The following is an 18,296-nucleotide window of genomic DNA, read 5'->3' on the forward strand; positions in this document are numbered from 1 at the left end:
GACCATGGAGCGCCCCGCAGCCGGTGGGAGGATGGCGCGATGAACACCACCTGGTACCTGGAGATGACCGACCCCGCCGAGCTGAAGCCCGGGCGCGAGCCCGAGGGCGACGTGCGCTTCGTCCGGGCGGAGGTGCCCAGCCCGGAGCTCCTCCGGTTCCTCTACGAGACGGTCGGCCGCGACTACCGGTGGATCGACCGGAACCCCTGGACCGACCAGGAGTGGCGCGACCGGATGGAGCGCCCCGAGGTCGAGATCTGGGTCCTCCACGACCGCGGCACCCCGGCGGGCTACGCCGAACTGGAGGCCCAGCCCGAGGGTGCGGTCGAGGTCGTCTACTTCGGTCTCCTACCGGGCTTCCTCGGCCGGGGCCTGGGCGGTCACATGCTCACCGAGGCCCTTCGCCACGCCTGGGACCTCGCCTCCCGCAGGACCGACCGCGAGCCCACCCGCAGGGTGTGGCTGCACACCTGCTCCCTGGACGGCGAGCACGCTCTGGCCAACTACGAGTCCCGCGGCCTGCGCGTCTACCGGAAGACCACCGCTGACGAGGCCGTCGCGGGAGGAAGCGCCGCAGACGCGGCAGGCGACAAGGACACAAGGGGATAGACGGACAAGTCGACAGATCCCCCGGGGTCTGGTGAGTGGGCTCTTCCCTTGCTAGACCGGCTCGTGTTCGGTGGGGCGACTGGACAGGCGGCGGGCGCGGACGGTCCAGGCGGCGCTCAACAGCAGGTAGGCGAGGATCATGCCGCCCACCACCGGCACGCTCACGCCGGACTGCGGTACCAGGCCGGCGGTCAGCCCCGCTCCCAGGACGAACGTGGCGTTGAACAGCACGTCGTAGACCGAGAACACCCGGCCGCGGAAAGCATCGTCGACATGTCGCTGAACCAACGTGTCGACAGTGACCTTCACCGCCTGGGAGACGAAGCCCAGCACGAACGCGGCCACCGGGAACAGGGCAGCGGAGAAGGGCAGACCGAAGAGCAGCAGCGCCACGGCGGCCGAGGCGAGCAGGGACGCGATCCACGCGCTCTCGCTGATCCGCGCGGTCGCCGCCGGGGTGGCCACCGCACCGAGGAAGAAGCCGAGGGCGAGCAGGCCCGCCGCCACCGAGAAACCGGCGATCCCGGCGACACCGCCGCCGGTGAACGTGTTGTTGTACAGCAGCATCGTCAGCAGCGTGGAGATGCCGAAGAGCACCCGGTGGCCGCCGATGGTGAGCAGGCCGTCCCGGGCGGGCACCCGATCCCAGATGTGGCGGACCCCGGTGGCCATGCCCTTGACCACGTTGCGCAGCGCGGCCCGGACCTCCTCGGTCTCCTCCTCCAGGTGCGGGCCCAGCTCCCGGTACCGCAGGGTGAGTGACACCAGCGCGGCGGCGGCGAAGCCCAGCGCGGCCACGAACAGGATCGTCCCGGTGCCCAGCGCCGCCTCGCCGCCGATCATGCCGATGGCCAGGCCCACGCCGGTACCGAGCGAACTCGCCACTGTTCCGCAGGTGGGAGTCACCGCGTTGGCCATCATCAGCTTGTCCCGGGGCACCACGTAGGGCAGGCCCGCGGAGAGCCCGGACAGGAAGAAGCGGTTGACGCTCAGCACGAGCAGGGCCGCGACGAAGAACGCGGGCCCCTCGCCGTTGGCGACCAGGAGCGCCGTCACCGTGGCCAGAACGGCCTTGAACAGGGACGACAGCAGAAGGACCTGGCGGCGGGGCCACCGGTCGATGAGCACACCCGCGAACGGGGCGACCACGGAGAAGGGGAGGAGTAGGACGGCGAAGGCCGCGGCGACCTCCCCGGCCCCCGTGTGCTGTTCGGGGTTGAAGAAGACGAAACCGGCCAGTCCGGCCTGGTAGATCCCGTCGGAGAACTGGGAGACCAACCGGGTACCGAACAGCCGGCGGAACCGGGCCCCCTGGAGGACCACGCGCAGATCACCGAAGAAGGACACGCCCTCAGATTAGGCCGTCCGGGGCAACGCGGACCGCCCGGGGCCGTGGCGGCCCCGGGCGGACGCACCGCTGTAGCGCTCTTCGCGCCAACGCTCGCTGGGCGAGCCGCTGCTTACTGCTCGCCCGCGATGAACCTCTCGACCTTGTCGTGCGCCTCGGCGTCGCTGTACTGCTCCGGCGGCGACTTCATGAAGTAGGAGGAGGGCTCCAGGATCGGGCCGCCGATGCCGCGGTCCTTGGCGATCTTCGCGGCGCGCACGGCGTCGATGATGATGCCCGCGGAGTTCGGGGAGTCCCACACCTCGAGCTTGTACTCCAGGTTCAGCGGGACGTCACCGAAGGCGCGGCCCTCAAGGCGGATGTAGGCCCACTTGCGGTCGTCCAGCCACGGCACGTGGTCCGACGGGCCGATGTGCACCGAACCGGCCTTGAGCTCGTGCGGGATCTGCGAGGTGACCGACTGGGTCTTGGAGACCTTCTTTGACTCCAGGCGCTCGCGCTCCAACATGTTCTTGAAGTCCATGTTGCCGCCGAAGTTCAGCTGGTAGGTGCGGTCCACGACCACGCCCCGGTCCTCGAACAGCTTGGACAGCACCCGGTGGGTGATGGTGGCGCCGATCTGCGACTTGATGTCGTCGCCGATGATCGGCACGCCCGCCCTGGTGAACTTCTCGGCCCACTCGGGGTCGGAGGCGATGAACACCGGGAGCGCGTTGACGAAGGCCACACCGGCGTCGATGGCGCACTGGGCGTAGAACTTGTCCGCCTCCTCGGAACCCACCGGGAGGTAGGAGACGAGGACGTCGGCCTCGGTGGCCTTCAGAGCGGCGACGACGTCCACGGCGTCCTCGGGGGACTCCTGGATCATCTCGCGGTAGTACTTGCCCAGGCCGTCGTAGGTCGGGCCGCGCATGACGGTCACGCCGGTCGGCGGGACGTCGCAGATCTTGACGGTGTTGTTCTCGCTCGCGACGATGGCCTCGGCCAGGTCGTGGCCGACCTTCTTGGCGTCCACGTCGAAGGCGGCGACGAACTCGATGTCGCTCACGTGGTACGGGCCGAACTGGACATGCATCAGGCCGGGAACCCGGGACTCCGGGTCGGCGTCCTTGTAGTACTGCACACCCTGGACGAGCGACGCCGCACAGTTGCCGACGCCCACGACGGCTACACGTACCGAACCCATTGGTCCTTGCTCCTTCTTCTCCGCGAACGTGGATTCCACAGCGCACGGCGACGGGCCCGCGCCGACGGCGGTCCGGGTCTCGTCATCCTGCGTTCGTATTCCGTATGTGGTCAGCAGCGCGCACCGCGGTTCTGTTCCCCCTCGCGGCCGTCGGCTACGGGGGAGAACTGTGCATGTCTGGCTGGTTTGTTCTGCTGTGACTCTATCTTTGCTTCGTGGTGGGAACGCATGTGGCCGGTGGAGCCAGGGTGTCTGGGATGACCGGTAGTGACCACGGAGCCGCTCGTGCGCCGGGAGGTTCGCGCGCAATGTCACACGGACACCGCCGAACAGGGACGACGCGCCCCCGCACATATCGAGTGAGCGCGATCACATGTCCGTCTCCCGCCGGTCGCGTAGTCGCTGAACTGCGGGGACCGGAGGTTCCTGGCAGAGGGTGACGAGGACTTCCAAAGTGCGCGATACCCTCGCGCGTGGGTTGTGCTATACCGTTCGCTCGCCCTAACGTGACCCTTGATTTGCGTGCGCGGCCGGTACAGGCCCCCAACGAAGCCACTGCCGCGGCGACGTTCCCGTCGACCCAGAACACCGACGGGACAGGGGCGGCGCTCCCGCAGGCCAACGATCAGGAGGAAGTAGCGGCTAACGTCTTCGCGACCTGTTGAAAACCTTCGCCCCCGGCTGGGCGTCTCTTTATCAAGCCTTGAACGACAGGCAACAGCGGTGGAAGCAGGCCGAACCGGCCTCTGAGCCGCGCCGGTTCACCACCACAGGTCGCGAATCACCGATCCCCCAGGGGGACCGACCCCCGTTTCCACCAAGGAATCGTCAGGCCGATCGGCCGTGAGAGGCAATCGAGGACCACGTGAGTACCGAACGACGACGGAATGCCGAAGGCGGCCGTCGCCGGGCTGAGGGCCCGGACGACGGTTCGCGCGGCGACGGCGGAAGGCGCAGGGCTACGGGCCCGCCCCGGGAAGAGCGTGCGGGCGGCCGACGCCGACCTGATTCCGAGGACGGTTTCTGGGGAGACGACCAGCCCGCCCCGCGCTCCCGCAGAACCCGCCCCCCTGAGGACGGAGCCCGTTCCGAAGGGCGCCCCCGCCCCGAGGGCGGACGCCGCCGCGCCGAGGGAGAGCGGCCCCGCCGCCCCGACGGCGAGCGCCGGCGCCGCCCCGAAGACGGTGACCGGCCGCGCCGCCGCCCCGACGGCCAGCGCCCCCGCCGCCCGGAGGACGGCGAACGCCCCCGTCGCCGCCCGGACGACCCCCGCGCCGGCGGACGCCGCCGCTCGTCCGGCCCCCGCGACCCCCGGGACCGTGAACACGGAGCCCGCTCCGAGGGCCGCCGCCAGGGCGGCCGTGCCGCCGCTGGCTCCGGCGGCCGCGGCGGTGGCGGCGGACGCCGTCGCCCCCGCCAGGGCGAGCCGGACGACCGTCCCTGGTGGAAGCGCTTCCTGTCCAAGGCCTGGAAGCCCGCGCTGGCCGTCTTCGGCCTGATGATCATCGGCGGCGTGGCCGCCTTCGCGGTGCTGTACGCCATGGCTCCCGACGAGAAGGAGCTCGCGCGCAACGCGGAGAAGGACGCTTCGGCCACCCAGATCATGTGGGCGGCCCAGGGCGACGAGGAGACCGGCGAGGTCGCGCTCACCACCGGTGAGGTCAAGCGTGTGGCGATCACGCGCGAGGACATCCCGGAGGAGGTCATCGACGGCGTGCTCGCCGCCGAGCAGGCCACCTTCTACGAGGACCCGGGCATCAACCTCAAGGGCATCGGCCGCGCGGTCCTGTCCCGGGGCGAGGCGGGCGGTGGTTCGACCATCACCCAGCAGATGGCGCGTAATTACTACTCCGAGCTCGACGGTGAGCCGCCGCTGACCCGTAAGATCCGCGAGATCTTCATCGCGATCAAGTTGAGCCAGCAACTCGAACCCGACGAGATCCTCACCACCTACCTCAACACGATCTACTTCGGCCGCGGCGCCTCCGGCATCGAGATGGCCGCCCAGGAGTACTTCGGTAAGAGCGTGAGTGAACTGGACCGGGCCGAGGGCGCCTACCTCGGCATCATCATCCAGATGCCCAGCAACTTCGAGAACCCCGAACCGGACTCCTGGACCGCCAACTACCTGGAGAAGGAGCGCTGGCCCTACGTCCAGCGCCAGCTGGCCGCGATGTACGAGAACACCGGCGGCGAGCGCGGCCTGCCCGAGGCCGAGGCGAACAAGCTGGATATCCCGGACAGCATCATCGACTACGAGCCCGCCAGTCTGGACGACCCCAAGCTGGGCTACGTCCGCCAGGCCGTGATCAACGAGGTCGAGCGCCGTTACGAGGGCTCACAGGTCACCGGTGCCGACATCGCCACCAAGGGCCTGGTCATCCAGACCTCCCTGGAACCCGACCTGATGGACGCCGCGGAGGAGGCCTTCAACGTCCTGCCCGAGAGCGCGGCCGAGGACACCATGCACGGTCTGACCGCGGTCGACCCGGAAACGGGGCAGATCGTGGCCTTCAACGGCGGTCCCGACGTCGCCACGGTGATCAACAACTCCCTGGTGCACCAGGCACAGGCGGGATCGGCCTACAAGCCCTACGTGCTGGCCCGGGCCCTTTCGGACGGGATCGGCCTGCGCAGTCAGTTCGACGGCGACAGCGGCCAGGAATACCAGGGTCTGGCCAATCCGGTGATCAACTCGGGCGACCGGGACTACGGCGAGGTCGACCTGATCCAGTCCACGGCCGATTCGGTGAACACCAGCTTCGTGGAGCTGGCGATCGAGGTCGGCGAGTCCCGCGTGGACGAGCTCGCGGTCCAGATGGGCGTGCACCCGGATCGGCAGACCACCTCAACGGTCGGTCCGCTCATCGCCCTGGGCACCCACCAGGTGAACGCGCTCGACATGGCCAGCGGCTACGCGACCTTCGCCGCCGAGGGCAGGCACTTCCCGGCGCACATGGTCACCGAGGTGAAGCGCGCCGACGGAAGCGTCATCACCCCGGATGACGCGGACGAGCTCGAGAGAGGTGAGGAGGTCCTCTCGCAGGGGGTCGCCGCCGACGCCACGTACGCCATGCAGCAGGCGGTGCTCGAAGGCGGTGCGGGTAACGCCGCCCTCGACGACGGACGCCCGGTGGCTGGTAAGACCGGAACCTCCTCTGACGCCGTGTCGGCCTGGTTCGTGGGATACACACCGCAGCTGTCCACCGCGGTCGGGCTGAGCCGGGCCAACGCCACTGATTCGTTGGACTTCGGCCCCGAGTTCGGCGACGTCTTCGGCGGTACCACCTCCGCGAAGGTCTGGAAGGCCTTCATGGAGGTCGCCATGGAGGGTCAGGAGCAGCGCCAGTTCCCGGCCCCGCAGTGGGTGGGCGAGGACAGGAGGTTCCTCCCGACCCCGTCCCCGAGCGAGGAGCCCAGCGAGGAGCCCAGCGAGGAGCCCGCCGAGGAGCCCAGCGAGGAGCCCAGCGAGGAGCCGACGGAGCTGCCCGAGGAGGAGTGCGAGTGGTGGGACCGCGAGTGCCAGGGCGAGGACGAAACCGAGCAGCCGGACGAGTGCGACGGCTGGATCCGTCCGGACCACTGCGACGAGGACGACGGTCAGCCGGGCATCCCCGGTCCCCCGGACGGCGGTGACCAGAACAACTCCGGCAACAACAACAGCCTGATCAGGCCGAGGGACTGACCTACAGGCAGCAGGCAGCAGGTAGCAGGCAGCACGGACGAGGGCCGGTGGCCGGCGGGGGAGACCCGCCGACACCGGCCCTCGGTCGTTGTCCACAACCCCGCACCGGTGGTATTCCGCTGCTGGTAACCTTGGTTCCCGTATGGCTCAGAGCCCGTGCGGTGCTTCCCGGTCCTGCCGGGGCGGCGCCCGCGCCGGGCTCCTGCCCTCCTGCCATGGAGATTCCATGGCCGCAACAGTCCAGAGGAGGAACGTACGCTTATGCGTCGTTACGAAATCATGGTCATCCTCGACCCGAACCTCGACGAGCGCACCGTCGCCCCGTCGCTGGAGAACTTCCTGGCCGTCGTGCGCAACGACGGTGGCTCGGTCGAGAAGACGGAGATCTGGGGCAAGCGTCGTCTCGCCTACGACATCAACAAGAACTCCGAGGGCATCTACGCGGTCATCGACCTGACCGCCAAGCCCGAGACGGTCAAGGAGCTCGACCGTCAGCTCGGCATCGCCGAGGCCGTGCTCCGTACCAAGGTTCTGCGTCCCGAGGTTCACTAGGCACCCCGGTGCCCCGACCCCCTGACCCCGCACGTCCGATTCTTTCCTCGGGACTGTTCTGTCTCTAGGGACGTGGATGATGCGTGGAGCAGGCGAAACCGCCTGATCCCGAACTATCTCGAACCGGAGCCGATCCATGGCAGGCGAAACCCAGATCACGCTCGTCGGCAACCTGGTCGACGACCCTGAACTGCGCTTCACGCCCAGTGGAGCCGCGGTCGCCAACTTCCGTGTGGCCTCGACGCCCCGCACCTTCGACAAGCAGTCGGGGGAGTGGAAGGACGGAGAGTCCATGTTCCTCTCCTGCACCGTCTGGCGTCAGTACGCGGAGAACGTGGCCGAGAGCCTTCAGCGCGGCATGCGCGTCATCGTGCAGGGTCGTCTGAAGCAGCGGTCCTTCGAGACCCGCGAGGGTGAGAAGCGGACCGTCTACGAGATCGACGTCGAAGAGGTCGGCCCGGCCCTGCGTAGCGCCACCGCCAAGGTGACGAAGACGCAGCGCCAGGGTGGCGGCGGATTCGGCGGCAATCAGGGCGGCGGCGGATTCGGTGGCGGCCAGCCCCAGGGCGGACAGCCCCAGGGCGGCGGCTACGGGAACCAGGGCGGCGGATTCGGTGGCAACCAGGGCGGCCAGGGCGGCCGCGGTGGTGCCCCGGCCGACGACCCGTGGGCGACCAACGGCGGTGGCGGCGGCGGATTCGGTGGCGGTAACGGCGGAGGATTCTCCGACGAGCCCCCGTTCTAGACGGCGTCCACCCCACGTAACACCCGACCCGGTTCCACCCGGGACCGAGTCACCTTTCATTTGTCCCAGCCCATCCCCGGGAAGACCCCGGGGCTCTTGCGAAGGAGCACCACGATGGCTAAGCCGGCAGCGCGCAAGCCCAAGAAGAAGGTTTGCCTCTTCTGCCAGGAGAAGCAGTCCTACATCGACTTCAAGGACACCACGCTTCTCCGTAAGTTCATCTCCGAGCGCGGCAAGATCCGTGCCCGTCGGGTGACCGGCAACTGCACGCAGCACCAGCGCGACGTCGCCACGGCGATCAAGAACGCGCGCGAGGTGGCCCTGCTGCCCTACACCAGCACCGCTCGCTAGCGGCGATATCCGAGGGAGGTTTTTGTCGTGAAGCTGATTTTGACCCACGAGGTCAACGGTCTCGGAGCCCCCGGCGATGTCGTCGAGGTGAAGAACGGTTACGGTCGCAACTACCTGCTGCCCCGAGGGTTCGCCATTCGGTGGACCCGCGGCGGTCAGAAGCAGATCGACCTGATCCAGCGTGCCCGCAAGGCGCGTGACATCCGCACCCTGGACGAGGCCCAGCAGGTCGCCGGCCAGGTCGGTGCGCTGAACGTGCGCCTCAAGCAGCGCGCCGGTCAGGGTGGTCGTCTGTTCGGTTCGGTCACGCCCGGGGACATCGTCGAGGCCGTCAAGGCCACCGGCGGTCCCGAGCTGGACAAGCGCCGGATCGAGATCAAGACCCCGATCAAGTCCGTCGGTGCCCACAAGGTCCAGGTCCGCCTGCACCCCGAGGTCGCCGCGACGATCAAGCTGGACATCGTCGGCGCCTAGGGTTTGTCTCCCTAGCCTCGCGCTGACCGTTCCGGTCGCTTGGCCCCGTCCCTCTTCGGAGGGGCGGGGCTTTTCGTTTGCCCGGAGCGGGCCTTTTCGGAACACGCCGAAGTACTGAAAACCACCCTTTGATTACTCTTTGTAATCTAGCGTGTTCCCTGTGTTGCGTCGCGTCCCGCGATGCTCCGCACGGAGAGGACAGCATACCGATGGCCGTTGAGAGACGACCCACAACCGACCACCCCCTGGGGGTGGACCGCAGGACGATGCTTCGAGGTGCCGCTCTGGCCGCCGGGGGAGCGCTTTTGGGCGGGGCGTTCGGTGTGTCGGTGGCGAGCCAGGCCTCCGCCGCGGCGATACCCAAGGTGTACACCCGGGCTGACTGGGGGGCCCGCGCTCCCAAGACGAACATCGCGCTACGGGCGCAGGGGCCGACCCACATCGTCGTGCACCACACCGCGACCGGGAACGTGTCCGACATGTCGACCAGTCACGCCGCCGCGCTGTCCAGGGCCATCCAGCGCTATCACATGGACAGCAACGGGTGGAGCGACACCGGGCAGCAGCTCACGATCAGTCGCGGCGGACACATCATGGAGGGCCGCGACAAGTCGCTCCAGGCGATCCGTGAAGGCGGGCACGTGATCGGCGCGCACACCGCCAACCACAACTCGCACACGATCGGGATCGAGAACGAGGGGACCTACTCCTCGGCGACCCCGCCCGGGGCGCTCATGTCCTCCCTGGTCAGTACCTGCGCCTGGCTGTGCCTCGTGTACCGCCTGGACCCGCAGGAGGCGATCGTGGGGCACCGCGACTACAACGCCACCAACTGCCCGGGCGACAAGCTCTACTCGATGCTGCCCAAGCTGCGCGACGACGTGGGGAACAGGCTGCGCGAACAGCTCAGCCACCTGAGCAGGCACGTCGGCCGGGAACTGACCCTGGAGGAGCTGCCGACCTATCCGGCCGTCCCGACCTCCGAGCGGGTCGCGACCTTCTACCACGGCCCCGCCATCGGAGACCTGGACACGTCTTACTAGCAGTAGAAGCTGATCCGACGAAGCCGAGAACCGTCCCTGCTCCCCGCCGCAGGGGCGGTTTGCTGTTTCTCCGGCGCCCGAACGCCTCAGTGCCTGGTCGCGCCGGTGACCAGCCAGACCTCGCCGCGGGCGCGCAGGCCCAGGGTGAGGGCGCGGGCCAGGATCCACACGGCGAAGGCGATCCACAGCCCCACCAGGCCCCCCACCTCGGAGGTCGCGAGCCGGGGGATGACCAGGGCGAACGGCAGGTAGGCGAGCATCGTCCACAGGGACGCCCAGGCCAGGTAGCGCTGGTCACCGGCGCCCATGAGGACGCCGTCCAGCACCATCGTCACCCCGCTGAGCGGCTGCATCAGCGCCACCACCACGAGGGAGGCCATGATCAGCGAGGCCACCCGCGGATCCGAGGTGAAGGGGATGTGAGCCCAGGGCAGGACGAGGAACACCACAGCGGTGAACACGAGCCCGGACATCACACCCCACTCGACCATACGGCGGGTGGAGTCCTTGGTCCCGCGCACGTCACCGGCGCCGAGGTAGCGGCCCACGATCGACTGCCCGGCGATGGCGATGGCGTCCATCGCGAACACCAGCAGGGCCCAGATATTGTAGCTGACCTGGTGCGCGGCGATCGACTCGTCACCGAGCCGGGCCGCGACGGCGGTGGTCACCAGCGCTACCACGCGCATCGACACACTGCGCAGGAACAGCGCGAAACCGGCCGAGGCCGAGGCGCGCAGCCCGGTCAGGGTCGGCAGGAGGGAGACGCCCTCACGCCGGGCCGACCGGGCGATCACGGCCACGTACCAGAACGCGCCCGCCCCCTGGGCGAGTACCGTCGACCAGGCCGAACCGGCGATGCCCCAGTCGAACACGAACACGAAGAGCGCGCACAGCACGGCGTTGCCGATGTAGGTGGCGACCGCCACCAGCAGCGGGGTCCGGGCGTCCTGAAGACCGCGCAGCACCCCGGTCCCGGCCATGACGATCAGCAGGAACGGTGTGCTCAGCAGGCTGATCCGCAGGTAGGTGAGCGCGTAGGGGGTGACCTCTGGCGAGGCACCCAGGAGATCGATCATCCACGGGCCCAGCGGCCAGCCGATCCCGATCGCGGCGATCCCGAGCAGGATCGCGAGCCAGAGCCCGTGTACCCCGTCCCGGACACCGCCGGGGATGTCACCGGCGCCGAACCTGCGCGCCACCGCGGCGGTGGTTCCGTAGGCGAGGAAGACGCACACCGCGGCCAGGGTCAGCAGGACCTGCCCGGCGATTCCGAGTCCGGCCAAGGCCTGGGTGCCCAGGCTGCCGACGATCGCGGAGTCGGTGAGCAGGAAGAGGGGTTCGGCGATGAGCGCGAAGAACGTGGGGACGGCGAGAGCGAAGATCTCACGGTCGTGACGGTGCCGGAAGGGGGCCGCCGAGAGCAGAGTTGCCATGACGGAGCCACAGTACCGGACAGGCGTTCGAGTCCCGCTGTGGCTTTGTCCACAGGGCCGCCGAAGCCTGTGGATAACCTGTGGAAAGCCGCTCTGTGAGACATCTTGCACGTCTTGGCCGCAGCTGCGTTTTCCCAGTTCAAATGGGCTATGAGCGACTCGCGGCAAAGTTATCCACAGGTGATGTGCATAACCTCTGTGCACAATGCCCCACAGGGCTTCGGATGTGGTGGTAAGGACTTGTCCACAGGTGCCCCGCACGGCACCTTCGGCACCGGGGATGGGGCATCCTGGAAGGGTCGGCTCGATCTGGGTCGGCGCACGCGGCCGGTGTGGGGAGAAGTTCGTGAGTGTCGCTGAGCAACCACCTGGAGAAGGCGGATACGAGCGCACCCCACCCCATGACATCCAGGCCGAACAGAGCGTCCTGGGCGGCATGCTGCTGTCCAAGGACGCCATCACCCAGGTCGTCGAGATCATCCGTTCCGCCGACTTCTACCGCCCGGCGCACCAGATCATCTACGAGAGCGTCGTCGACCTCTTCTCCCGGGGCGAGCCGGTCGACGCCATCTCCGTCAACGCGGAGCTGACCAAGCGCGGCGAGGCCACCCGGGTCGGCGGGGCGCCGTACCTGCACACCCTCACCGAGGCGATCCCCACCGCGGCCAACGCGGGCTACTACGCCAAGATCGTCTCGGACCGCGCCGTCCTGCGCCGCCTGGTCGAGGTCGGCACCCGCATCGCGCAGATCGGCTACGCGGGCGACGGTGAGGTGGACGACCTCGTCGACCACGCCCAGGCCGAGATCTACAAGGTCGCGGAGAAGCGCACCGGCGAGGACTACGTGGTCCTGGGCGACATCATGCCCGGCGCCCTGGACGAGATCGAGGCGATCGGCGCCAACGACGGCAGCATGACCGGTGTCCCCACCGGCTTCGCCGACTTCGACGCCCTCACCAACGGCCTCCACCCCGGCCAGATGGTCATCATCGCCGCCCGCCCGGCCGTCGGTAAGGCCCTGGCGCTGGACACACCCCTGCCGACCCCGGACGGCTGGACCACCATGGGTGAGGTCCGGGTCGGTGACGAACTCGTCGCGGCGGACGGCAGCCCCACCCGAGTCGTGGCCGCTACGGACGTGATGCGGGATCGTCCCTGCTACGAGATCACCTTCGACGACGGCACCGCGGTGGTGGCGGACGCCGAGCACCAGTGGTTGACCGACACCCGGGCTTCCCGTCGAGCGGTGCAGGAGGCGCGGGCCAAGGGAACCGTCCCCAAGGTCCTGCCGGGTATTCGGACCACGGCGGAGATCGCTCGCACCGTGCGCCTGGAGACGGCTGACCGCAGGCTGAACCACTCGGTGAACAACACCGAACCCCTGGACCTGCCCGAACGGGATCTGCCCCTGCCGCCCTACTTCCTGGGCATCTGGCTGGGTGACGGCGCCTCTCAAGCAGCTCACATCACCACCGACGACCAGGAAGTCCTGACCAACATCGAGGCGGAAGGACTGGTGACCAAACCGGTCGGCCGGGCCACGATGGCCCACGGGGTCTTCCTTCCGACCGAGGAAGTCGAGACCGCAGAGAAGACCTGTGTCGTCTGCGGGATCGGATTCATCCCGAAACTGCCGCATGTGCGTACCTGCGGGCAGTCCTGCGGGGGCACGGCCCGCTTCATCTCCGAGCCGGTTGAGCACACCAGCTGCCCCGACCGCGGTCGCCCCTGCTTCTCCAGCTCCCGGTGCCGCCAGTGCATCGCTGACCACGGGAGCGTCCAGGCTCTGCTGCGGACCCTGGGAGTTCTGGGGAACAAGCACATCCCCACCGAGTACCTGCGTTCCTCGATCGCTCAGCGGCGGGCGCTCTTCGCCGGGCTTGTGGACAGCAACGGAACCGTCAACGCCAGCGGGTCGGTGCAGTTCGCCGTCACCAGCGAGCGCCTGGCGATGGACTTCCGGGAGCTGGCGCACAGCCTGGGGTACCGCACCGGTCTGTCGACCAAGAGGGTCAAGGGGCGGACTGAGGAAAGCTCGGTCTGTTACACCGTGACCTTCGGCTCCGATTGCGAGGTCTTCGGGACCGAACGCAAGAAGGCCGCGCACCGTGAGCGATCTGCGGGCCGCTCCTACTCGCGCATCGGGTCGAGGTTCATCACCGATGTGCGTCTGATCGACAGTGTGCCGGTGCGGTGTGTCCAGGTCGATCACCCGGACCACCTCTTCCTCGCCACGCGGTCGATGGTACCCACCCACAACTCCACGCTGGCCTTGGATTTCGCGCGTGCTGCGTCTATCAAGCACGAAATGGCGTCCGTTTTCTTCAGTCTGGAGATGGGGCGCAACGAGATCGTCATGCGTCTGCTCTCCGCTGAGGCGCGGGTGCCGCTGCACACCATGCGGTCCGGTCTGATGACCGATGACGACTGGGCCCGACTGGCCAGACGCATGGGCGAGGTGGCCAGCGCTCCGCTGTTCATCGACGACTCGCCGAACATGTCGATGATGGAGATCCGGGCCAAGTGCCGCCGCCTCAAGCAGCAGCACGACCTCAAACTCGTGATCGTCGACTACCTCCAGCTGATGAGCTCACCCGGCCGGGTGGAGAGCCGTCAGCAGGAGGTCTCCGAGATGTCGCGTTCGCTCAAGCTCCTGGCCAAGGAGCTGGAGGTCCCGGTGATCGCGTTGTCCCAGCTCAACCGTGGACCGGAACAACGTACCGATAAGCGCCCACAGGTGTCTGACCTTCGCGAATCGGGCAGCATCGAGCAGGACGCGGACATGGTGATCCTGCTCTACCGCGAGGACGTGCACGACAAGGAGTCGCCGCGGGCGGGCGAGGCGGACATCATCGTGGCCAAGCACCGTAACGGCCCCACCGCCGACGTGACCGTCGCCTTCCAGGGCCACTACAGCCGATTCGTCGACATGGCTCCGGGTTGATGCGTCGACTTGTCGACGGATCGGTTTCGGTGGAGGAGACCGGCGAGCGGTGTGTGTTCGCCGGTGGCCTCCTCCAGAGTGCCGACCAGGGTCTTCGAGGCCTCGGTGTAGACGCGGCTGCCCTCGGGGGGTGAGGTGGATCTGGAAGGCGCGGGTATTGGCCAGTACATAAGTCGACTTATGTACTGGCCAAAATGTCGACAAAGAGATTCGTCGACATGGCGCCCGGTCGACATCACCCCTCTTCGGAGTCGGCGACCACGGCTCCCTCGTGTAGTTCCAGGTGGCGGCCGACGAAGCGTTCGCGCATCATCCGGTCGTGTGTCACCAGCACCAGGGCGCCCGTGTAGTGGGTCAGTGCCTCCTCCAACTCCTCCACCAGGCCGGGGGAGAGGTGGTTGGTGGGCTCGTCCAGGAGCAGCAGGTCGTGGGCGCCCGACGTCAGCCGGGCCACCTCGATCCTGCGGCGCTGCCCCACGGACAGTGAAGCCACCGTCCGGTCGAGGTCGCCGACCCGGAAGAATCCGAGTGCGGCGAGCTCGTCCCGGTACCCCTCCGGCCGACCCGGGCGCCCGGCCGCGTAGGCCTGGAGCACGGTCTGCCCCGCGGGTACCGGGGCGTTCTCCTGCCGGAGCAGGCCGATCCGCTCGGGCAGGGCCACCCGACCGGTATCGGGGAGCAGCTCCCCGGACATGACCCGGACCAGGGTGGTCTTGCCCGCCCCGTTCGGGCCGGTGACCAGGACCCGCTCACCGGGGGCCAGGGACAACGCACCGACGTCCAGCCGGTGTTCCACCCGGACCCGTTCCAGTTCGGCGACCGGGGTCGGGTCCGCCTCCGCCTCCTCGTCGGGGAGGCGGCCGGTGAACTCGGCGCTGATCCGGAGCGGAACCGGGGGCGGTGCCACCGGTTGCTCGGTCAGTCGGGCCATCCTCTCCTTGGCGTTGCGGATCCGACCCATGGAACCGTGTGCCGCGCCGCGCATCTTGAACGCGCCGTGGCCGAACGCCGCCTTCTCCATCTTGCGCGGGATCGCCTGTAGCGCGGCGATGTGGTTGTCGGCCAGCCGCCGCTGCCTGGCCAGGTCCTGTTTCCAGTCCTCGTACTCGCGGAGCCAGCGGGCCCGGGACGCCGCCTTCGCGGCGAGGAACCCCTCGTACCCGTTGCCGTACCGGCTGACCTGGTGGGTGTCCGCGTCCACTTCGAGGACCGTGTCGGTCACCCCGGACAGGAAGGCCCGGTCGTGGGTGACGGCGACGACGGTGCCCCGGTGCTTGCGGAGCCGCTCCTCCAGCCAGGAGACCGCGCGGTCGTCCAGGTCGTTGGTGGGCTCGTCCAGCAGGAGGAGCTCGGGTGAGGCGGCCAGCATCGCGGCCAGGGCCAGCCTCGAACGCTCGCCGCCGGACAGTGTCCGCAGCGGACGGTCCCGGTCCAGGCCGGGCAGGCCCAGGCCGTGCAGGCCTGCGTCGACACGGGCGTCGGCGTCGTAGCCGTCGCGTGCCTCGAACTCCGTCAGGAGGTCGCCGTAGGCGTCGAGTTCCTCCGGTGTCGCGTCGCCGAGGGTCGCCTCGGTCCGGTGGATGCGGGTTTCAAGGTCCCGCAGGTCCTGGAGCGCGGCGTCGATCGCGTCGCCGACGGTGCCGTTCGGTATCCCGCCGGAGACTCCTTCGAGCGTCTGGGGCAGGTAGCCAACACCGCCCGCGGCCCGGACGGTGAGCTCCCCGTTGTCGGGTTCCTCCTCGCCCGCGAGGAGGCGTAGGAGGGTGCTCTTGCCGGAACCGTTGTCGCCGATCACGCCGACGCGTTCACCGGGGCTGATCGTGAGGCTGACGCGGTCGAGGACGGTGTGGTCGCCGTAGCGCTTGCTGATCTGGTTCAGGGCGAGCTGGGAGCGGCGTCGGAGTCGGGCGTCGAGCATGGGGTCTCCTGGTCTGCGTGGTGGGCCGGTGGTGGTCGGGGCCACGGGTCGCCGAGGAGAGCCAGAGGTTTCGGGCACGAACACACAGGTGTGCTGGTGGTCCGAAAAAGGGTGCATGAGGCTGTCCGTACGCGACCGCGGCAGGGTGGCGCCGACGGAGCGGGCACGACACCGCGGTGGCGGTGGGCACCAGCTCGGAACGTGGGCGTCCGGCGCGGGTCACAGGAAGATGTAAAGCCTCATGGGTGAGACGATACGTCTCGTTTTAGGAAGCGTCAAGGCGTCCGGATGAGACGGGCATCACTCTCAGTTGTCGTCGTGCGCCTCGTATAAGGACATCCGAATCAGGGTTTATTGCCTTACCGATTTATCGACATAGCGATGAAGCGGTTTCGGAAAGTGAGCTTCGAGGGCATGACGAAGGGCCGCCCGCGCGGTTGGCGGGCGACCCTTCGGGGTTGTGCTGAATAGCCCTTCGGGCTGCGTCGGGGGCTGCTTAGAGCCAGCGCGCCTCGGGCCGGGTGCGGCCGTTGTCGTCGGTGACCAGGACCCAGTGCATGATCGGGTGCTCCGAAGTGGTCGTGTCGGCGTTCTCGTGGTCCGCGCGCGGCTTGGGTACCAGCGCGGGCTCGGGGGTCAGACCGGAGAGCCGGCGGCTCGCAGCGGCGGACCTGGTGCGCCTGGAGGTGGTCACGGAGCGAGTGAGGCGCGGCCCGTTTTCGGTCCTGCGTGCCATGTAGCCCTCCTCGTTTCCTTATCAGATGACCCAAGTTAACCCTATGTTCACCTTGAAGTCAATCGGGCCCCGTGTCAGGTCGGCCACTGGGCAGGCTTGTCAGGGGTTCTGGGTTTCCGAGGTGAACGGAAGGTGAACAGAACGGGAACCGGACTCTTCCCGGGAGCCGGGGCCGTGCCCAGGGCCGGCCCCCGGACACGAGAAAGCACCCGCCACCTGGACGGGTGCCTCGCGAACGACTGTGGTCGGGTGTGCGGCCCGGCTACTCCTTGAAGATCAGTCCCACGACCTCGAGGTAGAGCTGCTCGGGGTAGGGAATGAAAGCGATCCTGCTGAGCGCCTGGTCCTGACCGGCGGACTCCATCACGAAGGTGCCGTACCCGAGGAAGCGGCCGAGCAGTGTTCTCTCGAACCGCATGTCGGTGACCTTGCCCAGCGGCATCATGTTCACCTGCCGGGTGATCAGCCCCGTGGTCAGCAGTAGTCGCGCCGACGTGATCACGAAGTAGTCGACCGACCACTCGGCGACCCGCCAGACGAACCACACCAGCACCAGCAGCCAGAGCCACCAGACCAGGGCCAGCGTCGCGTTGCTGTTGGCACCGATCGTCCTGCTCAGGATGGCCGCGAAGACCAGGGCCGCCAGAACCGCACCCACCGGTCCGATGAGGACCGCGGGGTGCCGACGGATGGTCACGACGTCCTGCTCATGGGGCAGGAGGTAGCGGTTCACCGATGCTGGAGCCGCATTGCTCGAGGCTACGAGCTTCATGACACCCGACCCATTCCCCGCCTACGACAGCAGCGTGTTGACGAACCGGGACATCGACTCTGCGCCACCCACCAGGAGATCCAGTCCGCTCTGAATCACTCCGGCCGCGCTTTCTGGCTGCGTGAGCAGATAAAACGCCACGAAAGCGATGAGCGCGTAACCGCCCCATTTCTTCAACTTCGCCACGACTGACTCCCCTTGGAATCCACCTGACCCACCAACCCAGCAGTGATTGTTCCATCGACCATCATGCCCGTAAAGCCTGGGGCACACCCTCGGCGTGGCGTTATGTCGGACGTTCGACGCTTGCGGGTTGTGTCCGGTTCCGGTGGTGTTGGTAACTCAGTGAAAGACGGGCCGGAAAGAGTTTTCGTTCTTGGCCAGGTCAGGGCGGTGAAAAGTGCGGCCTGAGTCGGCCGCTGGCGGGCGGGGGAGCGCGTGGGAACGGTGCCGGGTTCCGAGGAGGGGTCCGCCGATGCGGGGAGTGAGACGACAGG

Annotated in this window: 15 protein-coding genes; 8 read left to right on the top strand and 7 right to left on the bottom strand. The window is 68.2% G+C overall.

Annotation, left to right across the window (positions count from 1 at the left end; genetic code table 11):
* The first annotated feature begins 39 nt into the window (after window positions 1–39).
* The gene (locus NE857_RS00935) at window positions 40–609 is read left to right on the top strand and encodes a GNAT family N-acetyltransferase (protein WP_254419366.1); all 570 of its coding nucleotides are present in this window, start codon (window positions 40–42) and stop codon (window positions 607–609) included.
* Between the two features lie 51 nt (window positions 610–660).
* Here NE857_RS00935 and NE857_RS00940 read toward each other — a convergent pair whose 3' ends face one another.
* Together NE857_RS00940 and NE857_RS00945 are read right to left on the bottom strand one after the other, a co-directional pair.
* A complete protein-coding gene (locus NE857_RS00940) occupies window positions 661–1,956 on the bottom strand; it encodes an MFS transporter (RefSeq protein WP_254419367.1) in 1,296 nt (431 codons plus the stop codon).
* 113 nt (window positions 1,957–2,069) lie between these two features.
* Window positions 2,070–3,143, bottom strand: a complete 1,074-nt coding sequence (locus NE857_RS00945) for an inositol-3-phosphate synthase (RefSeq protein ID WP_254419368.1) — start codon at window positions 3,141–3,143, stop codon at window positions 2,070–2,072.
* A 1,498-nt stretch (window positions 3,144–4,641) separates the two neighbouring features.
* On the opposite strand from NE857_RS00945, the gene NE857_RS00950 reads away from it, so the two are divergent.
* The 6 genes from NE857_RS00950 (at window position 4,642) to NE857_RS00975 (ending at window position 9,993) form a co-directional block, all read left to right on the top strand.
* Window positions 4,642–6,828 (top strand): transglycosylase domain-containing protein, encoded by a 2,187-nt coding sequence (locus tag NE857_RS00950; protein WP_344010586.1) that lies wholly within the window; start codon window positions 4,642–4,644, stop codon window positions 6,826–6,828.
* 261 nt (window positions 6,829–7,089) lie between these two features.
* Window positions 7,090–7,380, top strand: a complete 291-nt coding sequence (rpsF, locus tag NE857_RS00955; protein ID WP_017579430.1) for a 30S ribosomal protein S6 — start codon at window positions 7,090–7,092, stop codon at window positions 7,378–7,380.
* 136 nt (window positions 7,381–7,516) lie between these two features.
* Window positions 7,517–8,125, top strand: a complete 609-nt coding sequence (locus NE857_RS00960) for a single-stranded DNA-binding protein (protein ID WP_254419370.1) — start codon at window positions 7,517–7,519, stop codon at window positions 8,123–8,125.
* Window positions 8,126–8,239: 114 nt separating this feature from the next.
* A complete protein-coding gene (rpsR, locus tag NE857_RS00965) occupies window positions 8,240–8,476 on the top strand; it encodes a 30S ribosomal protein S18 (RefSeq protein ID WP_026116319.1) in 237 nt (78 codons plus the stop codon).
* 27 nt (window positions 8,477–8,503) lie between these two features.
* Complete coding sequence (rplI, locus tag NE857_RS00970) at window positions 8,504–8,950, top strand: 50S ribosomal protein L9 (protein ID WP_254419371.1); 447 nt, start codon at window positions 8,504–8,506, stop codon at window positions 8,948–8,950.
* A gap of 209 nt (window positions 8,951–9,159) precedes the next feature.
* Window positions 9,160–9,993, top strand: coding sequence for a peptidoglycan recognition protein family protein (locus NE857_RS00975; protein ID WP_254419372.1), 834 nt, complete (start codon window positions 9,160–9,162; stop codon window positions 9,991–9,993).
* Window positions 9,994–10,079: 86 nt separating this feature from the next.
* On the opposite strand, the gene NE857_RS00980 is transcribed toward NE857_RS00975, so the two are convergent.
* Complete coding sequence (locus NE857_RS00980; protein ID WP_254419373.1) at window positions 10,080–11,429, bottom strand: MATE family efflux transporter; 1,350 nt, start codon at window positions 11,427–11,429, stop codon at window positions 10,080–10,082.
* Between the two features lie 346 nt (window positions 11,430–11,775).
* Between NE857_RS00980 and dnaB the strand changes: the two genes are divergently transcribed.
* Window positions 11,776–14,373, top strand: a complete 2,598-nt coding sequence (gene dnaB, locus NE857_RS00985; RefSeq protein ID WP_254419374.1) for a replicative DNA helicase — start codon at window positions 11,776–11,778, stop codon at window positions 14,371–14,373.
* A gap of 235 nt (window positions 14,374–14,608) precedes the next feature.
* On the opposite strand, the gene abc-f is transcribed toward dnaB, so the two are convergent.
* The 4 genes from abc-f to NE857_RS01005 all read right to left on the bottom strand — a co-directional run bounded on the left by abc-f (window position 14,609) and on the right by NE857_RS01005 (window position 17,985).
* Window positions 14,609–16,291: a ribosomal protection-like ABC-F family protein gene (abc-f, locus tag NE857_RS00990; RefSeq protein WP_254419375.1), complete on the bottom strand. Its 1,683-nt coding sequence runs from the start codon at window positions 16,289–16,291 to the stop codon at window positions 14,609–14,611.
* A gap of 496 nt (window positions 16,292–16,787) precedes the next feature.
* Window positions 16,788–17,027 carry a hypothetical protein gene (locus NE857_RS00995; RefSeq protein ID WP_254419376.1) on the bottom strand — a complete coding sequence of 80 codons (240 nt, stop codon included), beginning with the start codon at window positions 17,025–17,027 and terminating at the stop codon, window positions 16,788–16,790.
* Between the two features lie 262 nt (window positions 17,028–17,289).
* On the bottom strand, window positions 17,290–17,799 hold the full coding sequence (locus tag NE857_RS01000; protein ID WP_026116316.1) for a PH domain-containing protein: 510 nt from the start codon (window positions 17,797–17,799) through the stop codon (window positions 17,290–17,292).
* Between the two features lie 21 nt (window positions 17,800–17,820).
* Entirely contained in the window at window positions 17,821–17,985 is a 165-nt protein-coding gene (locus NE857_RS01005; RefSeq protein ID WP_017579421.1) for a hypothetical protein, read from the bottom strand.
* Between the last annotated feature and the right edge of the window lie 311 nt (window positions 17,986–18,296).

Source organism: Nocardiopsis exhalans (genome assembly GCF_024134545.1).
Classification (GTDB): Bacteria; Actinomycetota; Actinomycetes; order Streptosporangiales; family Streptosporangiaceae; genus Nocardiopsis; species Nocardiopsis exhalans.

Coding starts and splice junctions, on each gene's coding strand:
- NE857_RS00960 (WP_254419370.1), top strand. CDS start 7,517: ATGGCAGGCGAAACCCAGATCACGCTCGTCGGCAACCTGGTCGACGAC.
- NE857_RS00995 (WP_254419376.1), bottom strand. CDS start 17,027: ATGGCACGCAGGACCGAAAACGGGCCGCGCCTCACTCGCTCCGTGACC.
- NE857_RS00975 (WP_254419372.1), top strand. CDS start 9,160: ATGGCCGTTGAGAGACGACCCACAACCGACCACCCCCTGGGGGTGGAC.
- rpsF (WP_017579430.1), top strand. CDS start 7,090: ATGCGTCGTTACGAAATCATGGTCATCCTCGACCCGAACCTCGACGAG.
- NE857_RS00935 (WP_254419366.1), top strand. CDS start 40: ATGAACACCACCTGGTACCTGGAGATGACCGACCCCGCCGAGCTGAAG.
- NE857_RS01000 (WP_026116316.1), bottom strand. CDS start 17,799: ATGAAGCTCGTAGCCTCGAGCAATGCGGCTCCAGCATCGGTGAACCGC.
- NE857_RS00980 (WP_254419373.1), bottom strand. CDS start 11,429: ATGGCAACTCTGCTCTCGGCGGCCCCCTTCCGGCACCGTCACGACCGT.
- NE857_RS00950 (WP_344010586.1), top strand. CDS start 4,642: ATGATCATCGGCGGCGTGGCCGCCTTCGCGGTGCTGTACGCCATGGCT.
- abc-f (WP_254419375.1), bottom strand. CDS start 16,291: ATGCTCGACGCCCGACTCCGACGCCGCTCCCAGCTCGCCCTGAACCAG.
- NE857_RS00945 (WP_254419368.1), bottom strand. CDS start 3,143: ATGGGTTCGGTACGTGTAGCCGTCGTGGGCGTCGGCAACTGTGCGGCG.
- rpsR (WP_026116319.1), top strand. CDS start 8,240: ATGGCTAAGCCGGCAGCGCGCAAGCCCAAGAAGAAGGTTTGCCTCTTC.